Below are 20,489 nucleotides of genomic sequence, written 5' to 3' on the forward strand. Positions count from 1 at the left end.
AAATTAAATATTCTAAAAATTAACTTCAAGAAAAGTTTATCATAATTGGACAAAGAAAACTCATTCCTTGGTGTGGAATGAGTTTTCTTTTGCGTTAAGGCTATTTATCTTTCATGACTTTCTTTTCGCCTGTTTCCGGATCGCGAATTACTTTGTCTTCGGTCGGGACATAATCTGGGGATTCATTAGGTGTATCGTGGGTTTTATTTTTCCCGGACGATTCCCAACCTTCGTCGCCACCACTTAGCATTTCGCTTGTTTTCTCGATAATTTTATCGACGGTCGAATCGTTGGCATCTTTTTGATGATTTGTGTTTTTTCCTTGTGAGTTGTTTGTCATTTGTTATCCCTCCAAGAGTGTAGTTGATTGTACTTTACCCTTTGTGTTGGGAGATAATCATTTTTTGTGAGGGGGGTTTTGAGCTGATTTGCTGACGGTTTTGCTGATTCGGACAGTATTCGAGTTGATTCCGATAGTATTTGTGTTGATTTGGACAGTATTCCACTCGAATCCGACAGTATAACCAAATTCTTCCTTCTCTAAGTTCAAAACCGTTAAATACCCAAGATCAGGAAAGCGCAAATGCGCGCTTTCCGTTAGAGAATGGGCTGCGGACAGTATTTATTGCGATTGGACAGTATTCGAGTTGATTCCGACAGTATTTCGGTCAATTTGGACAGTATTCCACTCGAATCCGACAGTATGCACAAATTTTTCCTTCTCTAAGTTCAATACCGTTAAATACCCAAGATCAGGAAAGCGCAAATGCGCGCTTTCCGTTAGAGAATGGGCTGCGGACAGTATTTATTATGATTCGGACAGTATTCGAGTTGATTCCGATAGTATTCTGGTCAATCCGGACAGTATTCCACCCGATTCCGACAGTATGCCCAAATTCTTCCTCTCCCCCCTAGTTCAGACCCTAATTACCCAAGACCGGGAAAGCGCAAGGACGCGCTTTCCGCTGGGGATCTGGTCTCTTCAAGTCAAAATGGTGCTTATTACCAAGAAATATAGGGTACACTAATAATTGAACTTACTATACATAAAAAGGGGCTATGCAAAATGGATTTTATTACATTAAATAATGGATTAAAAATGCCGCAACTAGGCTTTGGCGTGTGGCAAGTCGAGAACGATGAAGCGACGAAAGTTGTAACGAAAGCGTTAGAGACTGGCTATACTTCTATCGATACTGCAATGATTTATACGAACGAAATTGGTGTTGGACGTGCGTTGCAGGATACAAAAATTCCGCGTGAGGATTTATTTATTACGACTAAAGTTTGGAACACGGACCAAGGTTACGACAGTACCTTACGTGCATTTGATGAAAGTCTGAACCGTCTTGGACTTGATTACGTAGATTTGTATTTGATTCATTGGCCGACTCCGGAATTTGATAATTATGTTGAAACCTATAAAGCATTGGAAAAATTGTATAACGATGGCCGCGTGAAAGCGATTGGCGTTTGTAATTTTGAAATTGAGCATTTGCAGCGTTTATTGGATGAGTGCGATGTTCCACCAGTATTGAACCAAGTAGAATGCCATCCCTACTTGGCGCAAAAAAGTTTGAAAGAATTTTGTGCGAAGCACGATATTTTCTTGGAAGCTTGGAGTCCACTTGAACAAGGGGGCGACGTGTTGAAAGATGCAACTATCACTAAAATTGCGGAGTCGAAAGAAAAGTCTCCGGCTCAAGTTGTGTTGCGTTGGCATTTACAAAACAATACCATTGCCATTCCAAAATCGGTAACGCCGTCACGCATTGAAGAAAACTTTGATGTGTTTGATTTTGAGTTAACCGACAAAGAAATGGAAGCGATCAATGCGTTAAACAAAGAACGCCGCAATGGACCTCACCCAAATGACATGAATGTACGATAATAACTTTCCCTTTTTGCACATCAATCATGGTGCAATTAAACGGTAACGAACAGAAAGAGGCGACCTTAAACTAGGTCGCCTCTTTTTATGTTACTACCTAAACATTCTCTCCACAAAATCCTGCTCTTGCTCAGGCGTCATAAATCCTGTCGCTCTACCGACCGTACCGTTATGCCAATCCCAGATAGTGTTGTGGACATTGACGGCATTGGAGAAATTCCCTTCTTTCCATTTCTCCAATGTGGCTAAGTAAAAATCGCTGTGTTCGTACTGATCAGCATAGGCGTTGACAATCGTTAGTAACCCATCGATATGTTCAGCTGTCATTTCAACTGCGCCTTTCTTTTCACTGGCGGTAATTTTTTGGTGTGTCATTTTGTGCATATAAATTTGCAGTTCAACTTCGCTCATTTTAAGGTCATCACGATCAACTTTCTCATCATCTTTTTCTGCGGCGACCGCTTTGTCGTCGCTTTTCTCGATTTCTTCGGCTACTTTCGTTATGTCTCCGCCTTTTGAAGAGTTTTGTATGATAAAATAATAGCCGCCCGCAACTAGTAATGCCAATACGCCAATCGTTATTGCGCTTGTTTTTAGTAATGATTTCATATTCTGCAGCTCCTTGCTTTAGTCTTTCTATGTACGTCGATATCCCTACTTTAGTATGAACGACACATTAACAGCTTTCAAGCGTTTCTTGGAAATCAGGACCAGTACATACTTATAAAGTAAAAAGCACCATCTTCAAAATCAAAGATGGCGCTACTTTACATACCATTAAACCTGTACAGTTAACACTTCGTCAACAATTTCTTCAAATAACTCTTCTTCAACGGCAGCTTCGATAAACAACTCGCCGCCGTCTTTTTCAAATAGTTCAGTAAGCATTTTCTTAGCTTGAACAGGTTGACCTGCTACCATAGTTGCGCGTGCGAGCTCGTAACTTGCCGGTAAATATTCCGGTGCCGCATTTTGCAACGCATGTAACCGTGTCATTGCCGAGACACTGTCTCCGGTATTGATCGACATAATCGCAAGCGTTAAACAAATCCATTCGTTCAGTCGAAGCTCTTCCGGTAAACGACTTTCAAATTGTTCTGGTTGCACTTTCCGGTGATTGGCAAGTAAATGCATTAAGCGTACATAGCTATCGCTTCGATATGGATTCATCGCAATTGCTTTTTCGTAAAACACCTCGGCCTTGTCGATATTCTCTTCGACTGCGGCCATGTCCCCTTGCCATAAAACAAGATCAATGTCGGCCGGCTTTTGCTTATATAGTTCTCGCGCTTGTTTTATTGATTTATTGAGCAGCTTAGGTGATTGCTTATTATTAGCTTCTTGGAATGTAGCTTGAAGCAATAATTTCGCCGCATCAAAATTACCCGTGCGTTTAACAAATGGCTCTAGTTCTTCTGCCGCATCGTCTGCCCCGTCCCGCTCCATGTAAAATTCTGCAAGGTGCAAGACAGGAATTTCGCTGTCTTTGTATTTTTTTGCAGCATCTGTATAAAGGTCAATAATGTTCGAAACCAATAAAAAGCGGCGTGATTTGTCTCGTAACCTTCCGAAGAAATTCGTCGATTCCTCTTCTTCTGTATCCAACAAAACCACCAACTGATCGGAGCTATACGTTTCGGCCATCGCCAACTCTTCGCCTTTGAGTCGTTTTTTCAAACGTCTTTGGAGCTCGCCGGTTTTGCGCATTTCCGCTAACAACTGCACATACTCTGCGTAAAAGCCTTCTTCGGCTGGATGCTCTTCAATCAATTCTTCTAGTAAAACAAGCGCGCGCTTTAAGTCTCCTTGTCGCATGCAAAACTGCATATATTGATAACGAGAAGGCAACGCTCCGTTAAGTCCTTGTGCTTGGAGCAATAAATTCTCGGCTTCAGTCACATTGCCTTTCTTCTCTGCAAGTTGAGCTTTTGCTGACAACAACCATTCTTCAGGAACTTGTGCGGCTACTTTTTCGAGCACTTGGCTAATTGCGATTTGTTTTGCGTCATTATCGACTAACTCGAACAATTCTTGCAAATCCAGCGGCAATGGTTCATTTTCCAACACATGTAAAGCTGCTTTAAAAGCTCGATCATGATCTTCTAACGCCAAGTAACTACGCATTATTCCTTCGTGAGCAGCAGTAAAGCTTGAGTCGGCTTTCACGCTTTTCGTGTATTGTTTGAGTGCTTCTTTCCATTTATCAGTTTGTTCAGCAAGACGACCTAAATGGTAATGCGCCAAATAAAGTCCGTTCATTTCGACAGCTTGCTCGTATAGCATTTTTGCAAAACGTTGATGGTCTTCTAGCTCGTACAAACCACCTTCGTAACACAATAATTGCGGGTCTGCAGAAGTTTCGCGGAACCGTTTAAACCGGTCGAACAAGCGGCTACGGAATTGCGTTACTTCACCAAACTCCGCATATTGCTCAGCGATATCGTGAAGATTTAACGTGTCACGCTCCATCCCCGCTTCTAATAGGTCGATAGCTAGCGTTTTTCCTAGGTCATCTTCCGATTCTTGCCAAAGCATGGAAGCGGTTCGGTTAAAATAAAATATGTCCCCCGTCTCTGCGTATTGCATGATGAGTTCTCTCACTTCAACGTGTTTTTCTTGTTTTAGCAAGGCATGTGCGATGTGCGTCACCGTATACAAATCCGTCCTATCCAATTCGAGCGATTTCCGGTATTCGGTTTCCGCCTCTGTAAACTGTTCCTGTTCCATCGCGATATGTCCCAAATACAAATGCAGTACATCGGTTTTTTCGCAATGATCAATTCCTTCGCGAATAATAGTGTCTGCTAAAGACCAATTTTTCGCTTCCATATGAATTTCTGCAATCCGCAAATACGCGAATGGTTCTTTAAAGTCAATTTCTTTAGCTTGTTCAAATGACGCTATCGCTTCTTTTTCTTGACCAAGTGCTAACAAACAACGACCGATTTCATATATAAAATAGCCGTCTTCTGGATGTTCTTGAGCTAGCTCACGGAAACGAGCTAACGCTTGTTCATATGCGCCAGATTCGTATTGAATCAAACTATGCGTAATTCGTGCAAACACGTCAGTTGGTTCTTGCTCTAGTGCGATACTCGACCATTTAAACGCTTGATACGTTTTGTCGATTTCCAAATAACAACGCGCCAAATGGCTATAGGCCATCGGTTGATAATGATCCAATTCAATCGAACGCTTTAAAAGCGGCACTGCTTTTTCGTGTTCGCTTTGACTCATCAAAATAGCTGCTTTTAAAAACAGCGCATACGGACTGTTTTTTTCTTTAACGCCCTCTAAACATTTTAATGCTTGCTCGGTTTCTTCTTTCCGGTAATGCATATGCGCCGCTAAAAGCGCAACTTCAGCATCATCTTTTCCGAGGTCTTTATAAAGCTTTTCAAGCCAAGTCGAATGAAGCGCTTTGGCTCTTTCTGAAAAGCGAGTAACCAATCCCACCATTGCTCCGTAACGTTCATTTGGATGGGCTTCAAGAAAATCAATAGAACGATCTTTTTCGCCGACTTTTTCTTCAGCAGCCCAAATTTCAAACAACTGAGAGAAGTACTGATGTTCTTTATTATCAAGCAAGCTTAAAAACGATTGCTGCTCTGGCAATAAAAACACCATACTCAAAAAATCCGTTAATTTATACGTATCTTTCATGTCTTCATAAGCCAATAAATGTGGCCCTAAATCATTCGGGTCTTGCACGATCAATGCTTGCAAACGGTCATCATAGCCAATAACAACTTGCACGTGCGCATTGTTTTCAATCATCATGCTGAGCAATACCGGAATCTCTGCATCGAGCAATTGCTTATAGACATCAAGCTTGCCTTTAAAATAACGCGCCGTAAATCCAAGTGACTCCATATACGTCATCGTCATTTGCAAATCTGATCCTGTCACATCAAAGACGTGTTCCGCTATTTCGTCTTGCCCTTTTTTCATATCGTAAGCTTCAAGCATCAATGATAAAGACGCCGGTACACAATAATTGAGCTTTTGAATATTTGGCGTTAACTTGATTTCTTTGCGCTTGGCATCTCGGCGGATTTCGCCTTTGCCGTAAACGGTTTTTTCTAGTAATTTGTGATGAGTGTTTACCCAAGCTTGCAGGCCTTCCCAACGTCCTAGCTTGTACAAGCATTCTGCCGCCATATATGCCCATGCTTTTTGATGAACATGGTACGGGTTTTCTTCATTATAATGTGTCATTTCAGCAAGTGCCTTTTCGTAATGACCAAGGAAAAACAGCGTACGGATAATATCTGCACGGAATGTCCAAGAGTCGGATTCTAACTCTTGTCCTTTTTCTAGAACAGCCAATGACTCCGCTTGTCGACCAGTCATCGCCAATACATCTGCATACAACATGCGCACTTGCTGACTCCGCTCAGTTACTCTGTCGCTCAACGCTCCTTCAAGCACTCTTTCAGCCTGTTGCCATTCTCCACTGTGAATAAAATAAAATCCTTCAAGATCTGGCCAAACGAATCCTTTTTGTGCTTTGTACTGTTCAAGTTGCGTTTTTGCTTCTGGCAAACGATTTAACTGAGAAAATACGCGCAACAACAATTGATGGGCCGCTGCTAGTTCTTCTGTTGAATCGTTGCCAGATTCGATACCGTGCAACCTGCCAACCATTTGTTCTTCTGCTTCTAAGCTACGTCCTGTCTCGAGTAATCGCGCACATTGCCACGTAAATGTCCGCAACGTGCCAAAGCGTTTATGAGCTTGTCTTGCGAGCAAATGGCCGTATGTATATAAATCGGCTTGATCGGTTAGTTTCATCAAGCGCAAAAAATCTTCTTCTGTCTGGAGTTCCCCTATAAATTTGCGTAATTCCCGAACGGAACGTGCCGCCCATAACTGGCGGATTGCGTCTACAACTTGCTGCGCTGTTTGTATCTCGTTTGCTTTCATACCCCTATCATTCCTGCCTCTCCCATTGCCCCATGTAAATGTGGTTGATTTATTATATAGTGGAAAATTATAGGATGCAATACAAATTTAAGGAGTGTAGAAATTTTATTTTCAGTAGATTTGATGAAGCGATTTGAGGTAGTCAGTTTTCACTTTCCTGTGTCGCATCAACTAGCTTGTTGGTGAGCCTGCGCTGGGATTAGGGTTCATAGTGAGAAGTTAGACAAAAAAACGTTTCTTCTATAAATAGAAGAAACGTCGATTTGAATTGGGTTTATTTAACGAAATTTTTCATCTGTCAATGCACCGACTATTTTTTGTACCGTTTTCCAAAAGGTTTGAGTGATTCCGCCTTGTTCTTCCACGTATATACTCAATCGATAAGCTAGATAAACGCCACCGATATCAATAATGACGTCAGAGATTCTTCCGCTCCTCTCAAAAAATAATTGAAGGAATTCGGTAAAGAACGCAAAAAGACTGCATAAAATGATGGCTTTTGTCTTATGATTTACCGTTTTCGCCATAATGAGAAAAAGTATACCGAAAGACAAGGCATGACCGACTTTTTGGAATACGTAAGTTTTACTGTTTAAATGAATGTCATTTGTGATGAACAAATCCGAAAAGTTGGGGAACACGCGAATATGAAAGTTGATTTCTTGGCTGAATAGTAAGGCTTGGAAATTGTAGTTATTAGTTGCTAGTAAAATGCACAGCCCCCAGAAGATTATCGGTATGTATTTTGCTTTCAAAACGCTCTTCCCTTCAATTTTGTTAGCTGTTTCTATTTGGTGAGGTTTGCGGGTCAACTAAGTTATTTACTTACATGATATTCCAGTAGATTCACTTAGCTTATTATATGTCGGTTGATTTTAAATAACTAGTGCTAGTTTGCTGCCAAAGCAAAAAAAAGTGGCCAAGGCCACTTTTTTGTAAAGAAGACTATCTAATCATCACGCCCACTCATTTAAGGAAGAGAGTTTCATTCTATTCTAGTTTCATGGGTTCTCCGTCAAAAGCATGCACATCCATTGGTGCAACTAAAAATTCGGTGCTTGTTGAGCGATAGCTGCCATGTGTTCAGTGCCATTGTGTGTTTGTAAAGCCTGTCCATCTTTCCAAATTTCGACTACTGTGTACTGATGATCTTGTTCAGTAGATTTCATTAAATCGTAGCTTTCGTTGCCTTCTTCGGCTCTTGATGCTTGATTAAATGGTTTGCTTGCTTCTAAAAATGCTTGTTCTTTGTCAGGTTTCACTTGCATGTGTGTAAAAGATAGTTCTGATTTTACAACTTCTTACATACACTTCAAAACTATATTCAAACTCTTTTCCCTGTTTATACTTTTACAATTTCTCCACTAACTAATGTTCTCTCAATTGGAATAGCCAAAAAGTTGTTTGATTTTTGGACATAATCCTTCAAATATTCGCTTGTACTGTGAGATTTATATGCGTCCATATCGTCCCAAAATCCAACTAATTTATAGATGTCCTTTTCGTCAAATACTTTCATTAAATGGTAACTAGTATTACCTTTTATAGCTCTAGCTTTTTGAATAACCGGTTTGCAAGCTGCTAAAAATTCTTCTTCATGACCCGGTTTCACTTCAAAATGTGAATATAGAATAATCATTTAGTTTCATCCTTTTAACCGTATTTTTGAAAATAATCTATTAAACTTACTAGTTATTTTTGTTCTACACCTACCGGCTCATAAATCAATTTGATATTCTCTTTACCATTTACCGATTTTCACCACGTATAACTTCCTTCATTATGGGAGCGCTCAAAAATTCTGTCGACTTTTTCATGTAGTCTGCTACATAATCGCTCGCAAGGTGAGCATCATAAATTTCTGCATCTCTCCAAAATCCAACTGCTTTGTAAGTGTTCTCTTCGCCGAAGACCTTCACTAAATTGTAATTAATATTCCCTTCATTTGCTCTAGCTCCTTTAAGAACGAGCTTGCATGCTTCTAAAAATTCTTCTTCATGACCCGGTTTCACTTCTAAGTGGGAGTAATTAATAATCACCAACTCTCATCCTTCCAATCGATTTTATATCAAAAAATTAATATTTAGTTAACTATATATCATTTGGATAAAAACTACCAATAATCAGTCTCTAATTTAACTAAAAAAAGAGTGGCTTAAAGCCACTCTTCAGAAGTATTCTTATTACATTTTTACAGTTTCTGCGCTATAAGCGTTTAAGTCCATTGGTGCAGCCATGAATGTTGGTGCTTTTTGAACAAATGCTTTGAAATGTTCGCTTGTGTTATGCGCTTGAATGGCTTCAGCATCTTTCCACACTTCGACCATTGTGTAATGTTGTTCTTGATCAGTAGATTTTTTCAAGTCGTAGCTGATGTTGCCTGTTTCTTGACGTGATCCTTCGATGACAGTTTTAGCTGCTTCTAAAAATGCTTGTTCTTGAGCTGGTTGTACTTGCAAGTTTGCGTGAATAATAATCATGTGTATCCATCCTCTGTTTTTTATTTGGTCGTGCGTTAGTACTCGCTTATATTGTGTTGCATGCGGCTTAGCATGTCGGACAGATGCTCAATTTCTTCTGATGTGAAGTCATGAAGCATTTGATTGACAAAGCCCATGTTTTCTTGCCGGTAGCCGATAATTTTTTCGCGACCTTCAGTGGTTAAGCTGACAAAAATGACGCGGTTGTCGGCTGGACTTCTTTTTCTGGTAACCATACCGTCTGCCTCGAGTTGTTTCAAGTGGCGGGTAACGGCCGCGCTATCAATATTGACAGCTTTTTGAAGCGTCGATTGGTTGATTTCGTCTGTGTTATAAAGTTGATAAAGCAATTCATAGCGCGATGCACTAATGCCTGTACAGCGTTCAAATTTCGGGCTGATTTGGTTGGTCAGTCCTTTGAACAATTGTAAGATTTGCTCTTGCTTTGAAAATGAACATGCCATCAATGGACCTCCTCTTTTGTGATAGGGTCAATTGATTGGCTTTTCGCTTTTCATTGACCATCTTTTATTTCCATTGCGTAGTAGTTTCAACAGGCAAACGGTATGACTGGAAGCCATCATTTAATGCTTTCCCGATTGTCAGTAACATAACCGGAACATAACGATCTTTATCTAAGTCTAACACTTCTGCGATGTTTTCTTTATCATAACCGCCAATTGGGTTCGTGCCATATCCATGAGCACGCGCAACTAGCATTAATTGCATAGACGCAAGACCTGTATCCAACATAATAATGTCTTTCATTGTATCGTACGGTGCATTTTCATAAGCCGGTTTGAAATAATCAAGCTGAGCGCGCATTACATCTGCAGGCATATAGCCAAGTTCTACAGCTTTCCCGTAAATTTCTTCTCCGTATTCGATGTTTTTAAGATCCGCAAAAATTGCGATGACTGCAGATGCGCTCATTACTTTTTCTAAGTTGAATGAAGCAAGCGGTGCGATTTTTTCTTTTCCTTCTTCCGTGTCGATTACGACGAAACGCCAAGGCTGCATGTTAATAGAAGATGGCGCTGTTGAAGCTTGTTCAATGATTTGGCTCATTTCTTCACGGCTGATTTTCACCGATGGATCGTATTGTTTGATCGAACGACGGTTGTTCATAATGTCGTTAAAATCGTTTGTTTTTTGGTAAGTTTTTGTAGCTTGCATATGTGTCGTGCTCCTTTTTCTGTTAGGTTTATGTGTTTTGATAATGATTGAGGCATCAATCATTGACTCCTCATATAATATAAACCCGTTGGTGGAGATTTGCAACTATAAAGTTTGGGGGAGTTTTTTTTTTGCGTCCGAAACGCTTACCGTGCGTATTTGGAGGGGAGCGCGCGTATTTTCTCTGGAACGTGCGTAAGTCTCTCGCGACCGCGCGTATTCTCTCAGCATCGCACGTATCATTTGCTACACCGTGCGTATTTTTCTAGGACCGAGCGTATGCCGCCACTCAGTCTACCTTTAGACTGGTCATGCTTGCCCGCCAAAACCAAAAACATTACATGCCCAGCTTTTCGCGAGCGAAAAGCACTAAAACCTACTTGCTTCGCTTCAAGAGGAAGTCTTGCGTCCGCAACTCCGTTCGCGCGTATTTTTCCTGGAACGTGCGTAAGTTCCTCGCTACCGCGCGTATGCCGCCACCCAGCCTACTTCCAAGCCCAATCACACTCTCCCGCCAAAACCAAAAACATTACATGCCCAGCTTTTCGCGAGCGAAAAGCACTAAAATCTACTTGCTTCGCTTCAAGAGGAAGTTTTGCGTCCGGAACTCCGTTCGCGCGTATTTTTTCCAGAACGTGCGTAACCGTCTCGCCACCACGCGTATTCTCCCAGCATCGCGCGTAACACACGCCGCATCGCGCATATTTCTCCTAGACCGCGCACAACACCCGCCCAACTACGCATATCTCGCCACCCAGCCTACTTCTAAGCCCAATCACACTCTCCCGCCCAAACAAAAGAAACTAGATGTCCCGCTTTTCGCGAGCGAAAAGCACTAAAACCTACTTGCTTCGCTTCAAGAGGAAGTTTTGCGTCCGGAACTCCGTTCGCGCGTATTTTTCCTGGAACGTGCGTAAGTTCCTCGCTACCGCGCGTATTCTCCCAGCATCGCGCGTAACACTCGACGCATCGCGCGTATTTCTCCTGGACCGCGCACAACACCCGCCCTACCGCGCATATCCTCTCCAAAACACAACCAATCCCCAAAAATTCCGACAACAAGGGGTGACCCACTCACCTTACTTCGGTACAATAAGAAGAGAAGTACCGATCCAAGGAGGGTTCCCGATGTCGACATTACAAGAGATTGCCCAATCAGACGATTACGGGCAGTTTGAGTTGAAAGAAGTTTACCAAGCTGCACAATTATTGCTGCAGGAGTTTCAAAAAACACGCACCGAGCCGGAAAAGTTAAAAGTGATTATTGAACACTTAAAAAAACGTCTTGAAGGTCAAGCTGCTTACCCGCTGGCGATTTTACTTGAAAGCAGCAAGCTAGGCGTCGAGCACCAGTTGCAAAAAGACTGGAACAGCCCGATGAAGCAGCGCCAGCTCTTTCTTTTTGAAAGCTTATACGCTCAGTTCCGTGGCAAAGTGCCGCCTACTATATGGAACCAAATTTGCTTGAACTATGCGGAAGCTTTGATTTACGTAGGTCGTTCGCTTGATGGGCTCAACGTTTTGGAACAAATGACTGAAGCGGAAAATGACCCGTCATACGAACGTTTAGACGCTGAACGCGGATGGGGATTGTTGTTTTATTCAACGTTTTTACGCAATAAAGAGGCAAAAGGTGAGGCACTTCATTTGTCGCGTGATTTATTGCGTGACGGGATTGAAAAAATCACCAACGTCAATGGACGCGCGTTGTATGCGGACCGTTTAAAACTGGCTGTTAAAATGCTTGAAGAGATTGGGCCGATTGATCTGACTGGTAACTACAAGCCAAACTTTTTCGAAGGCCGCGAGCGCGATTACCGCGACTGGTGCGCTAAACATCGCTTGTTGCTCAATGACAACAACGAAGTCGATCCAGAAGGCACGATGAAAATTGATACGCTAAACTATCGTCATATTGGTTCTGATAAAGAGCACGGCTTATTCCTTGAAACGTTCATGGACAGCATTGTTTCTGAATTTACTGGGCTTCGTTGGAATCTGTTTGATGCACTCGAACAAGAACCAAGTGCTGAGCGCAATGAAAAACTGAAGATTGTTTACCGACAGTCATTTACATTGTTCTCGAAAATCGCTCAGTTTGTTAGCCAGTATTACAAACTCGAAATGACAAATCCACGTGCTGGTATGCAACGCATGTGGTTTGAAGAAGAAGATCCGAAAAAGCCGCTCAAACCATTTATCAGAGATAGTAAAAATGGGGCGTTGAAAGCATTGTTCTGGCTATCAAAAGAACTTTTTGGCTACGAACAGTCTGCTGTTCAAAACGTTGCGACGGTTCGTTCATTGCTAATCCGAGATCAACTCGAACGCAGCTTTGTTCAAGTTATTACGAAAAAAGAAGAAATCGCTGAAACTGGCGAACTGCGCAAGCATCAAATGACGCAAGTCGAACTTGAACGCCTTGCACTGACTACTACTTTTAAAGCGCGTAATGCGTTGATGTATTTAGGATTTGCGATTGAGTTGGAGAAAAAATAACAAACAGCGACACTCAAAATCTGAGTGTCGCTGTTTTCATGAGTTCATATCGGTAATATCCACAAGTGGTGCTTCAATGATATAACGGTCAGGCGCTGCGCCGAGAAAGTTAAACGGATAACAAGTGGTAAGTGTCAGGGTAGCTTTATCTTTTGCAACAATAACTGACCGGTCTTTTGCATCTGTAATCCAAGTCCGTTTTATTTTATATTCGTATTGAACGTCTTCAAATTGTACAAACATTGTATCGCCTTCTTTTAAATTGCCCAGTTCGCGGAATACCGTGTCTCTATGCCCCGCTAAAACAGTATGCTGCTTGCCATCTGGAGGCGTGGTGAAGTTACCGACATGATAGCCGACGCCTTGTGTTAACGTGTCATCGTCTGTTCCCCAATAAACTGGGTACTTTTTATCCAGAGCAGGAATTAACAACCATCCTATCTCTTCCCCCCGTTCATATTCATCGTAATTCCGAGGGCTTGGAATTTCCTTTTTCACCAACGAAGGACTAACTTCTTCTTGAACAAGAGCTTCTGTCGAAACAGCAACACTGTCGATTTCATTTGCTTGTGCTATATCATTTTCATCGATAGTTTCTTGGCCAGAAGACATTTCAGACAGCCATACATAGCCGTTCCAAGCGGCGAAAAGCAATCCCATCAATAAAAGCAACACACCTACTTTTTTCTTCACGGTTTCACCCCTAGTACCATACTGGAATAGACTGATTCTATACTTCTACTCCGCATCTATTGACAAATTAAGGTATTCATTAAGGTGTTTATATTTATTTTTACAGAAAATTCTAATTTTTAAGAATACTTTGTTGTATAATATGTTATCGCCTATTGGCGAAATTTGCAAGAAGGAGAATGATCTATGAAAAAACGCATGGCTTTACCACTCGTTTCAATTTTGGCCGTTACAGGATTTGCCGGATCGGTCTTTGCTGCTCATGAAGGACAAGAGTTTATGGCGGAGTTGACACCGGACCAGGAAACAGCAGAGGTCGAAAGTGATGCAACAGGTGATGCAAGTATTATGTTTAGTGAAGATGGCATGTCGCTCGAATTCACGGTCAATGCTGAAGGATTAACCAATGCACTTGCAGGGCACTTGCACAGTGGCGCTACTGGCGAAAACGGACCTGTTGAAATAGCCTTGTTCAACAACGAGGAAGCGACAGATTACGATGGCGAAGTAGCATCGGGCACGTTGAGTGAAGCCGACCTTGCCGGAGAAATGTCATGGGAAGATTTCACAAAAGCGATGGTGGCTGGTGATATCTATGTAAACCTTCATACAGAACAGTATCCTGACGGTGAACTTCGCGGGCAAGTAGAAATGGCCGAAGAAGGCGATGAAATGCCAACGACCGCTTCTAACGGACCACTTTACACGATGATTGGTGTGCTGATGGCGTTGATGGGCGGACTATTGCTAGTCGGCAGAAATCAGAAGAAAGCTGCATAGACAATTCCCTAAAAAAGCTGAACTCCTCTTTGGCTAGTCATACACCAATGATACAAGTTCAGCTTTTTTATTGATTTTCAAAACTTTTGATCACCACGTAATGAATCTATCTCAACAATCTCTAGCCATTTCAACTATCTTCCTCCGCTACAAATACCGACCAAACACCCAAAAAATCACAAATCCAATCGCCATGAGGGTGAATAAAAGAAGCGGCAGCTTTATTTTTTCCATCCCCCCAAACCCTTTCTGCTATGTATACACAATCAAGACAAGGTAGTTTTATCTAATTATATACAGGTTGTTCTACATAAATAAACTTCAGTATCAAAAAGCGACTGGCAGAATCACTTGGATTCAGCCAGTCGCCTACTTCAATATGAAAAACGCTTTCTTAACGCTTCTCTTTTTTCTTCTTTTTCTCCTCCACTTTAATGACAATTGTCGTCAGCGGATCAATTTTCAACGTATCTTTTGATAACGTAAAGCCGGATGGTTTCGAGACTTTTTTTGCTCCTGCTTCGTCGTTGTCTACGACAATTTCACCGTTCGAGAAATTATAGTCGCCTAATGTAAACGTACGGGCTTTGTTGTCCGCATTGACGAAGACGTAGTAATTTCCGGTGTTGTCGGTGGATTTATTTTCGTACGCAATGACTAAGTCGGAATCTTTCATTTCTGGGATGTTGAGTAGAGAAACATTTTTGTCCACTAGCTCTTTTTCTCCTAAGCGGAAAGCATTTGTCGATTTTCTTAACTCGATCAAGCCTTCTGTATAGGTGCGCGTTGTGTTGTTGACGGCAAAGTCTTTTTTGTTTGTTGCTTTTTGCCAATCAAATTGATTGATGACATCGGAAGAATCATAGGAATCGTGGATAAAATAGCCGAACGATTTGCCCGCTTCATCTTTTAATTCGTGGTATTTTTGCTCAGGTACGCCTTCGCCGAACCATTGCTTTGTCCGGCCGTATTCTTGGCCAGCATGGATAAATGCGGTTCCTTGAGACGTTAAAACCAGCGAGTTTCCGATGCGAATGCGTTTGTGAATTTCGAGATTGTTTTCCGGGATTGCTGGATCTTTTTTAATCGATTGCGCAATCACATCATAAAGTGGTAAATTGTCGTGTGCGGCGATGTATTGAACCATATCGCCCGGGTCGTCAGCGGCCGTATTGGATGGTTGGCCTTTAATGTTATTGAAAATCGTAGCAACATTGCGTGCCCCACCTGTGATAAATCGCGGTTCGCCTTCAGAGCCAAAACCAGATTTTAGTTCATTTCGCATTTCGTCTGAAAAGACGCCTACGTCATCTGTTTTGTCCATCCAATCTTGATCAGCGCCCATTCCCGCAAGGTCTGGGTCTGCAAGTTGTCCTGCAAATGTTCGCCATCCTTCTCCAATAAATAACGCATCTGGATTGATAGCAGCTGCCGCATTATAGGCGTTTTGGATAGACGGATACGTAGCGTCGCCCATCATATCAAATCGCATGCCGTCAATTTTGTATTCGTCAAACCAATACTTTACAGAGTCGACCATGAGCTTTTCAGCCATCGTGTGGCTTGTTGCTAAGTTGTTGCCAAATCCGCCAAGGAAGTTGCCTTTATCGTCTTGATACGCGTAATAATCTGGCACGATGTCGTTCAATAAACTCGTTTGTGCCGTATGCGTATAAACCACATCCAACACCACGCCCATGTCTGCGTCATGAATTGCATCGATCAATGCTTTTAGTTCTTTGACGCGTAATTCAGGATCGGTCGCATCTTGTGAATACGCACCATCTGGTGAGAAGTAATTGTGCGGATCATAGCCCCAGTTGTATTCATTGCCAAGAGCTGAATAGTTTTGCTCTCTTTCACCCATCTTCGTTTCATCGCCAAAATACCATGCCATAACTGGCAGCAATTGAACATGGGTAACGCCTAATGATTTAATGTAATCCAATTTATCGATAAACGCAGTGTAAGAGCCCCATCTCGACTTTAATTTCTTTTCAATAGAAGGATCTGCTGTAAAGTCGCGAATATGCACTTCGTAAATCACGGCATCTTCTCGTTTTTCATAGCCGTCAATTGATGCATGACTGAAACCTTTCGGGTCTGTTCCACTCAAATCGACAATCGCGGCTTTCCCTACTTTGTCTCCGTCTGGACCCGCTTCACCTTTTGTATTTACCGTAAACGCCGCCATCGATTTGGCGTACGGATCTAATACATTTTTCGTAACGCCGTCATTTGTAACTTCGTATTGATAGTAATACCCTTTTAAATCTTTCACACCTAACTCGCTTGGTGCAATGTCTTTTGACCAAACACCTTGATCGCCAAATGATAATTCGATACTGCCAAGTAACGTGGTCGCATCTTTTTTATCATAGAAATTCGCCACGACTTTGCTTGCTTTTGGTGCCCATAACTTCAATGTCGCGTGCCCTTTTTTATACGTTGCGCCGAGGTCATCGCCGTCATAAGCAAATGCCTTATCCAACATTCTCCATCCAGTAGTAGCTGACACCGTTCTGCCGGCGTACGTAACGGACAGTGGCAATTTGTCTAAATTAAATTGCGCTGTAACTTCGACAGTTTTGTCTCCTGTAATTTTTGCCGTTTCCACTCCAACAGCTGTGCCATCCGCATCTTGAATCGCTAAACCAGCTACTAATTTTTCAGAAGTTAAGCCATCTGTGCTGTTAAATCTTAATAGAAGTGTGTTTTCAGAAACAACTTCAGCCGACCCAAGTCCTGATGCGACTTCATCATAAGGAGAAACGTACACCGTATCGTCTCCTTGTTTGATCCATAAGTGATTGAATTTATCCAACAAGTTGAATGATTTATCGCCTGCATCTTTTTCTTGCGTTTTTTCATTGACCACTAAAAACCCTATTTCTTTTGCAGCTTCTGTTAACTCGATATCTGCATAGGCGCCGTAACGATCCGTGCCGTCAAAATTGACCGCGCCTGTTGGCCAGTCTTCTGAAGGAGACGCGACATCGCCCCAGTTCCATATGCCAAAGTCATCGTAATCTGCCTCTCCACGCGTGTAATGAATACGGACTGTATTTGCTGGCAAATCTACCGGTTCGTACGTGTACACTTTGTCCGAACCTTGCTTGATCCAAATTTCATTTGCTTGTGGCGAAGAAATCGTAAAGCCTTTGTCTCCGCCGTCTTTGCCCGCGTCACCCGCGGTAATATCCATGACAAGAAAACCGATATTTTTCGCACCTTTAGCTAATGGCACATCGATATACGCACCGTAACTATCGGTTTTCTCAAACATTGTCGCCCCTACTGGCCAGTTTGCAGAAGGAGACGCAACATCATTCCACAGCCATGCCCCGTAGTTTTTGTAGACATTGTCTTCGCGCTTATAGTGAATGCGGATATTGTTTTCTGGTACTGGTTCAACCACCACTTCACCATCGTCTTTCGCAACACCGGTAATGCTGCCTCCTTTAACCGTTAATAACACCGTACCGCCAGCTGCTTTCCCTGGAAGTGTTAAGTTTACTTTTCCTGCTGTTGCTGTATATTCCGTACCCGAATAGGCATCAGTCACAACAGCGTCTGCAGAATCCACGGTTAATGTCACCGCTTTGCTTTCTTCTGCTACGTTTAAGCCAACGTACACCTTTTGATCTTGGTAGTCACGAGAAAACAAGAGGAATTGATCTTTATCAGATCCTCCAACAAGCGTGCGCTCTCCCTTAGCAAACACTTTCGAATAATCTTCTCTAAAGTTTAAAATTTTGGTGTAATGCGCCAAAATTTCATTGCCTTCCACTTGGTCCCACGCAAAATCATAACGATTATCGTATTGCGGATAATTATTAGCTCCTGTTTGGCCAAGCTCTTCACCGTAATAAATCACAGGTTGTCCTTTTGCTGTTGCTTGAAGAGTGGCTGCGACTTGTAACTTTCCTTTATCCCCAGCAAGTGAATGGAGGAAACCTTCTTCGTCATGGCTTCCTAAAAACTGCCCGAGTGTTGCCGTGTTATCCAATTTTGCGTTTCGTGCAGTAAGAGACGCATTAGCCGCTTCTAAACTGCCGTTGACAAATGACCGAGCTGTTTCTTTAAAACCAAAGTCTAATAGTGAATCCATCGTGCCCGTTTCGAGGTACCCTAACGTATTGTCCACTTTAGCGCCCCAAGCTTCACCGATCATTTTAAATTCCGGCATTTTTTCGGTTAAGGCATTTTTAAACTGCATCCACGTTGTATCTTCTACGTGTTTCACCGTATCCACACGGAAATAATCGATTGTATTGCCGTTTTCTGTCGTCGCTTTTTCAATCCAATCGGTTTGCCAATCAATAATTTGTTCGCGAACGTTTGGGTCTTCCGTGATAAAGTCTGGAAGTCCCGCTAATTCTCCGACCACTTCATCTGTACCTACGTCCGCACCTTGACGAAGCAAGTCACTAAATCTTGCCCGGTCGGCATCTGACGGATAGCCCGCGGGTTTATTGGTAATCGAACCATCAATTTCTTTTAAGCCGTATCCGGTGTGATTGACCACCACATCGACCATAATTTTCATGTTGCGGTCGTGTGCCCCATCAATCAGATCATGAAACTCTTCCATCGTGCCAAAATGTGGATTTAACTCTCCAAAATTATTGGCCCAGTAACCGTGATAACCATAATACGGTTCTGACGTTTCGTAATAACGAACATCGTATTTAATGTTTTCTACAACCGGACTAATCCAAATCGTGTTAACACCAAGCTCATCTAAATAATCCAGTTTGTCCGTAATGCCTTTAAAATCGCCGCCTTGGTACGTACCACGCGACTCCTTATCGTAATTTAAATCATATGGATCGTTATTTGACGCATCCCCATCAAAAAATCGGTCCGTTAACATAAAGTAAATCACCGACTCGTCCCAGTCAAAATCCCCTTCTCCGACTGACTGCCTTGTTTTAACTTCTACTTCTGCTGTTCCTTTATACAAATTGCCGTAAGAATCCGTCACAGTTAACGGAATAGCCTTTGTACCTGCTGCTATATCATCGTCTACGGCAATCGAAATTTCTTTTAACGTCGGATCAATTTCTAGTTGAGCAGACCCACCTAAAAGAGAAGTATCCGCAACAATTTTTGAAATCTTTACCTCTTCTGTTAGGCCTTCAATCTCAACCGACAACACTGCGTTTTGATTGTAATCGATGGCGGCTGGTGCTACAGTGCCGCTAACCGTTAAATCGGCTTGATTAAATACAAGCGTCGAAACACCTTCCACCGTATTGTAAGGATCCGTAACTTCCGTTGTCACACCCGCTTTTGTCACGAGGTATGTATAAGGATGTTCACCTGTCGGAATATCATTTGCTAAAAACACAAACCGCTCATTTTCCGGTTCATAGGTCATTTCATGCGTCTCGCCACCGAACTGCAACTCCACTTTTTCAATGGTATTCATCGCGTTGCTTGCGAAAAGTTCCTTGTCTCGGTAATAAAACATGGCATCCCCGTTATCAATAACAGGCGCCGAGCCATCCGGTACAATGCGAATCTGTTCTTTTCCACTCGTGACAAAAGCTTTTGTCAAAGAATCATTTTTATTCACCTGGATAAAGCGATCCCCAAATTCTTTTTGGGCTGTATTCCAATCTTCGGTACTGCGCAAAACAAATCCAAATTCCTTCGTTTCTGGCGCTACCGCAATATGAGCGACAGCCACTCCACCGTCATACGACTCAAAATTGATTTGATCATTAACTCTTCCTGTATTCCACGCCCAAATATTCCAGTCTCCATACGTTTGATCCGCACGAATATAAGACAAACGCACTTCTCGATCGGCTGTTGCTGTCGAAGTTTCAGCCTGTACCGGTTGCACTTGAACAAACGGCGTCCACGTACCCATAACTAGCAATAATGCCAACACCATTAAAAATTTCTGTTTCCATTTCTTGCTCATCTTCACGCTGTCATCTCCTCTTCTATTTGCTTTAGAATAGCCTGTAGATTGACAATATATCCTCCTTTTATGAGTGAGACATCCCTTTCTAACTTTTGTGCAAACGATT

16 protein-coding genes are annotated in these 20,489 nt (G+C 42.2%); 3 read left to right on the forward strand and 13 right to left on the reverse strand.

From position 1 onward, the window contains the following. Nucleotides 1-100: 100 nt before the first annotated feature. The gene (locus tag MLE13_RS13705; RefSeq protein WP_240750242.1) at nt 101-340 is read right to left on the reverse strand and encodes a hypothetical protein; all 240 of its coding nucleotides are present in this window, start codon (nt 338-340) and stop codon (nt 101-103) included. Between the two features lie 726 nt (nt 341-1,066). Here MLE13_RS13705 and MLE13_RS13710 point away from each other — a divergent pair. After that, a complete protein-coding gene (locus tag MLE13_RS13710; RefSeq protein WP_240750243.1) occupies nt 1,067-1,891 on the forward strand; it encodes an aldo/keto reductase in 825 nt (274 codons plus the stop codon). A 93-nt stretch (nt 1,892-1,984) separates the two neighbouring features. Here MLE13_RS13710 and MLE13_RS13715 read toward each other — a convergent pair whose 3' ends face one another. The 10 genes from MLE13_RS13715 to MLE13_RS13760 all read right to left on the reverse strand — a co-directional run bounded on the left by MLE13_RS13715 (nt 1,985) and on the right by MLE13_RS13760 (nt 11,217). Then, nucleotides 1,985-2,500, reverse strand: a complete 516-nt coding sequence (locus MLE13_RS13715; RefSeq protein ID WP_240750244.1) for a DUF6241 domain-containing protein — start codon at nt 2,498-2,500, stop codon at nt 1,985-1,987. A 168-nt stretch (nt 2,501-2,668) separates the two neighbouring features. Further along, nucleotides 2,669-6,817: a tetratricopeptide repeat protein gene (locus MLE13_RS13720; RefSeq protein ID WP_240750245.1), complete on the reverse strand. Its 4,149-nt coding sequence runs from the start codon at nt 6,815-6,817 to the stop codon at nt 2,669-2,671. 278 nt (nt 6,818-7,095) lie between these two features. Continuing rightward, the gene (locus MLE13_RS13725) at nt 7,096-7,572 is read right to left on the reverse strand and encodes a VanZ family protein (RefSeq protein WP_240750246.1); all 477 of its coding nucleotides are present in this window, start codon (nt 7,570-7,572) and stop codon (nt 7,096-7,098) included. A 288-nt stretch (nt 7,573-7,860) separates the two neighbouring features. Continuing rightward, nucleotides 7,861-8,085 (reverse strand): putative quinol monooxygenase, encoded by a 225-nt coding sequence (locus tag MLE13_RS13730; protein ID WP_240750247.1) that lies wholly within the window; start codon nt 8,083-8,085, stop codon nt 7,861-7,863. 74 nt (nt 8,086-8,159) lie between these two features. Continuing rightward, nucleotides 8,160-8,456, reverse strand: a complete 297-nt coding sequence (locus MLE13_RS13735; RefSeq protein ID WP_240750248.1) for a putative quinol monooxygenase — start codon at nt 8,454-8,456, stop codon at nt 8,160-8,162. A gap of 109 nt (nt 8,457-8,565) precedes the next feature. Next, complete coding sequence (locus MLE13_RS13740) at nt 8,566-8,856, reverse strand: putative quinol monooxygenase (RefSeq protein WP_240750249.1); 291 nt, start codon at nt 8,854-8,856, stop codon at nt 8,566-8,568. Between the two features lie 144 nt (nt 8,857-9,000). Beyond that, the gene (locus MLE13_RS13745) at nt 9,001-9,297 is read right to left on the reverse strand and encodes a putative quinol monooxygenase (RefSeq protein WP_240750250.1); all 297 of its coding nucleotides are present in this window, start codon (nt 9,295-9,297) and stop codon (nt 9,001-9,003) included. A gap of 35 nt (nt 9,298-9,332) precedes the next feature. After that, the gene (locus MLE13_RS13750; RefSeq protein ID WP_240750251.1) at nt 9,333-9,761 is read right to left on the reverse strand and encodes a MarR family winged helix-turn-helix transcriptional regulator; all 429 of its coding nucleotides are present in this window, start codon (nt 9,759-9,761) and stop codon (nt 9,333-9,335) included. A 64-nt stretch (nt 9,762-9,825) separates the two neighbouring features. Then, nucleotides 9,826-10,473 carry a nitroreductase family protein gene (locus tag MLE13_RS13755; RefSeq protein WP_240750252.1) on the reverse strand — a complete coding sequence of 216 codons (648 nt, stop codon included), beginning with the start codon at nt 10,471-10,473 and terminating at the stop codon, nt 9,826-9,828. A gap of 582 nt (nt 10,474-11,055) precedes the next feature. Then, on the reverse strand, nt 11,056-11,217 hold the full coding sequence (locus MLE13_RS13760) for a hypothetical protein (protein WP_240750253.1): 162 nt from the start codon (nt 11,215-11,217) through the stop codon (nt 11,056-11,058). Between the two features lie 384 nt (nt 11,218-11,601). Here MLE13_RS13760 and MLE13_RS13765 point away from each other — a divergent pair, with 384 nt between their 5' ends. Next, the gene (locus MLE13_RS13765; protein WP_240750254.1) at nt 11,602-12,972 is read left to right on the forward strand and encodes an LA2681 family HEPN domain-containing protein; all 1,371 of its coding nucleotides are present in this window, start codon (nt 11,602-11,604) and stop codon (nt 12,970-12,972) included. A 36-nt stretch (nt 12,973-13,008) separates the two neighbouring features. On the opposite strand, the gene MLE13_RS13770 is transcribed toward MLE13_RS13765, so the two are convergent. Continuing rightward, nucleotides 13,009-13,665: a class D sortase gene (locus MLE13_RS13770; protein WP_240750255.1), complete on the reverse strand. Its 657-nt coding sequence runs from the start codon at nt 13,663-13,665 to the stop codon at nt 13,009-13,011. Nucleotides 13,666-13,851: 186 nt separating this feature from the next. Between MLE13_RS13770 and MLE13_RS13775 the strand changes: the two genes are divergently transcribed. Further along, on the forward strand, nt 13,852-14,445 hold the full coding sequence (locus MLE13_RS13775; RefSeq protein ID WP_240750256.1) for a CHRD domain-containing protein: 594 nt from the start codon (nt 13,852-13,854) through the stop codon (nt 14,443-14,445). Nucleotides 14,446-14,839: 394 nt separating this feature from the next. Here MLE13_RS13775 and MLE13_RS13780 read toward each other — a convergent pair whose 3' ends face one another. Further along, nucleotides 14,840-20,380: a pullulanase gene (locus MLE13_RS13780; protein ID WP_240750257.1), complete on the reverse strand. Its 5,541-nt coding sequence runs from the start codon at nt 20,378-20,380 to the stop codon at nt 14,840-14,842. Nucleotides 20,381-20,489: the final 109 nt, after the last annotated feature.

The sequence above is a fragment of the Planococcus halocryophilus genome, assembly GCF_022489025.1.
GTDB classification, from domain to species: Bacteria; Bacillota; Bacilli; order Bacillales_A; family Planococcaceae; genus Planococcus; species Planococcus halocryophilus_A.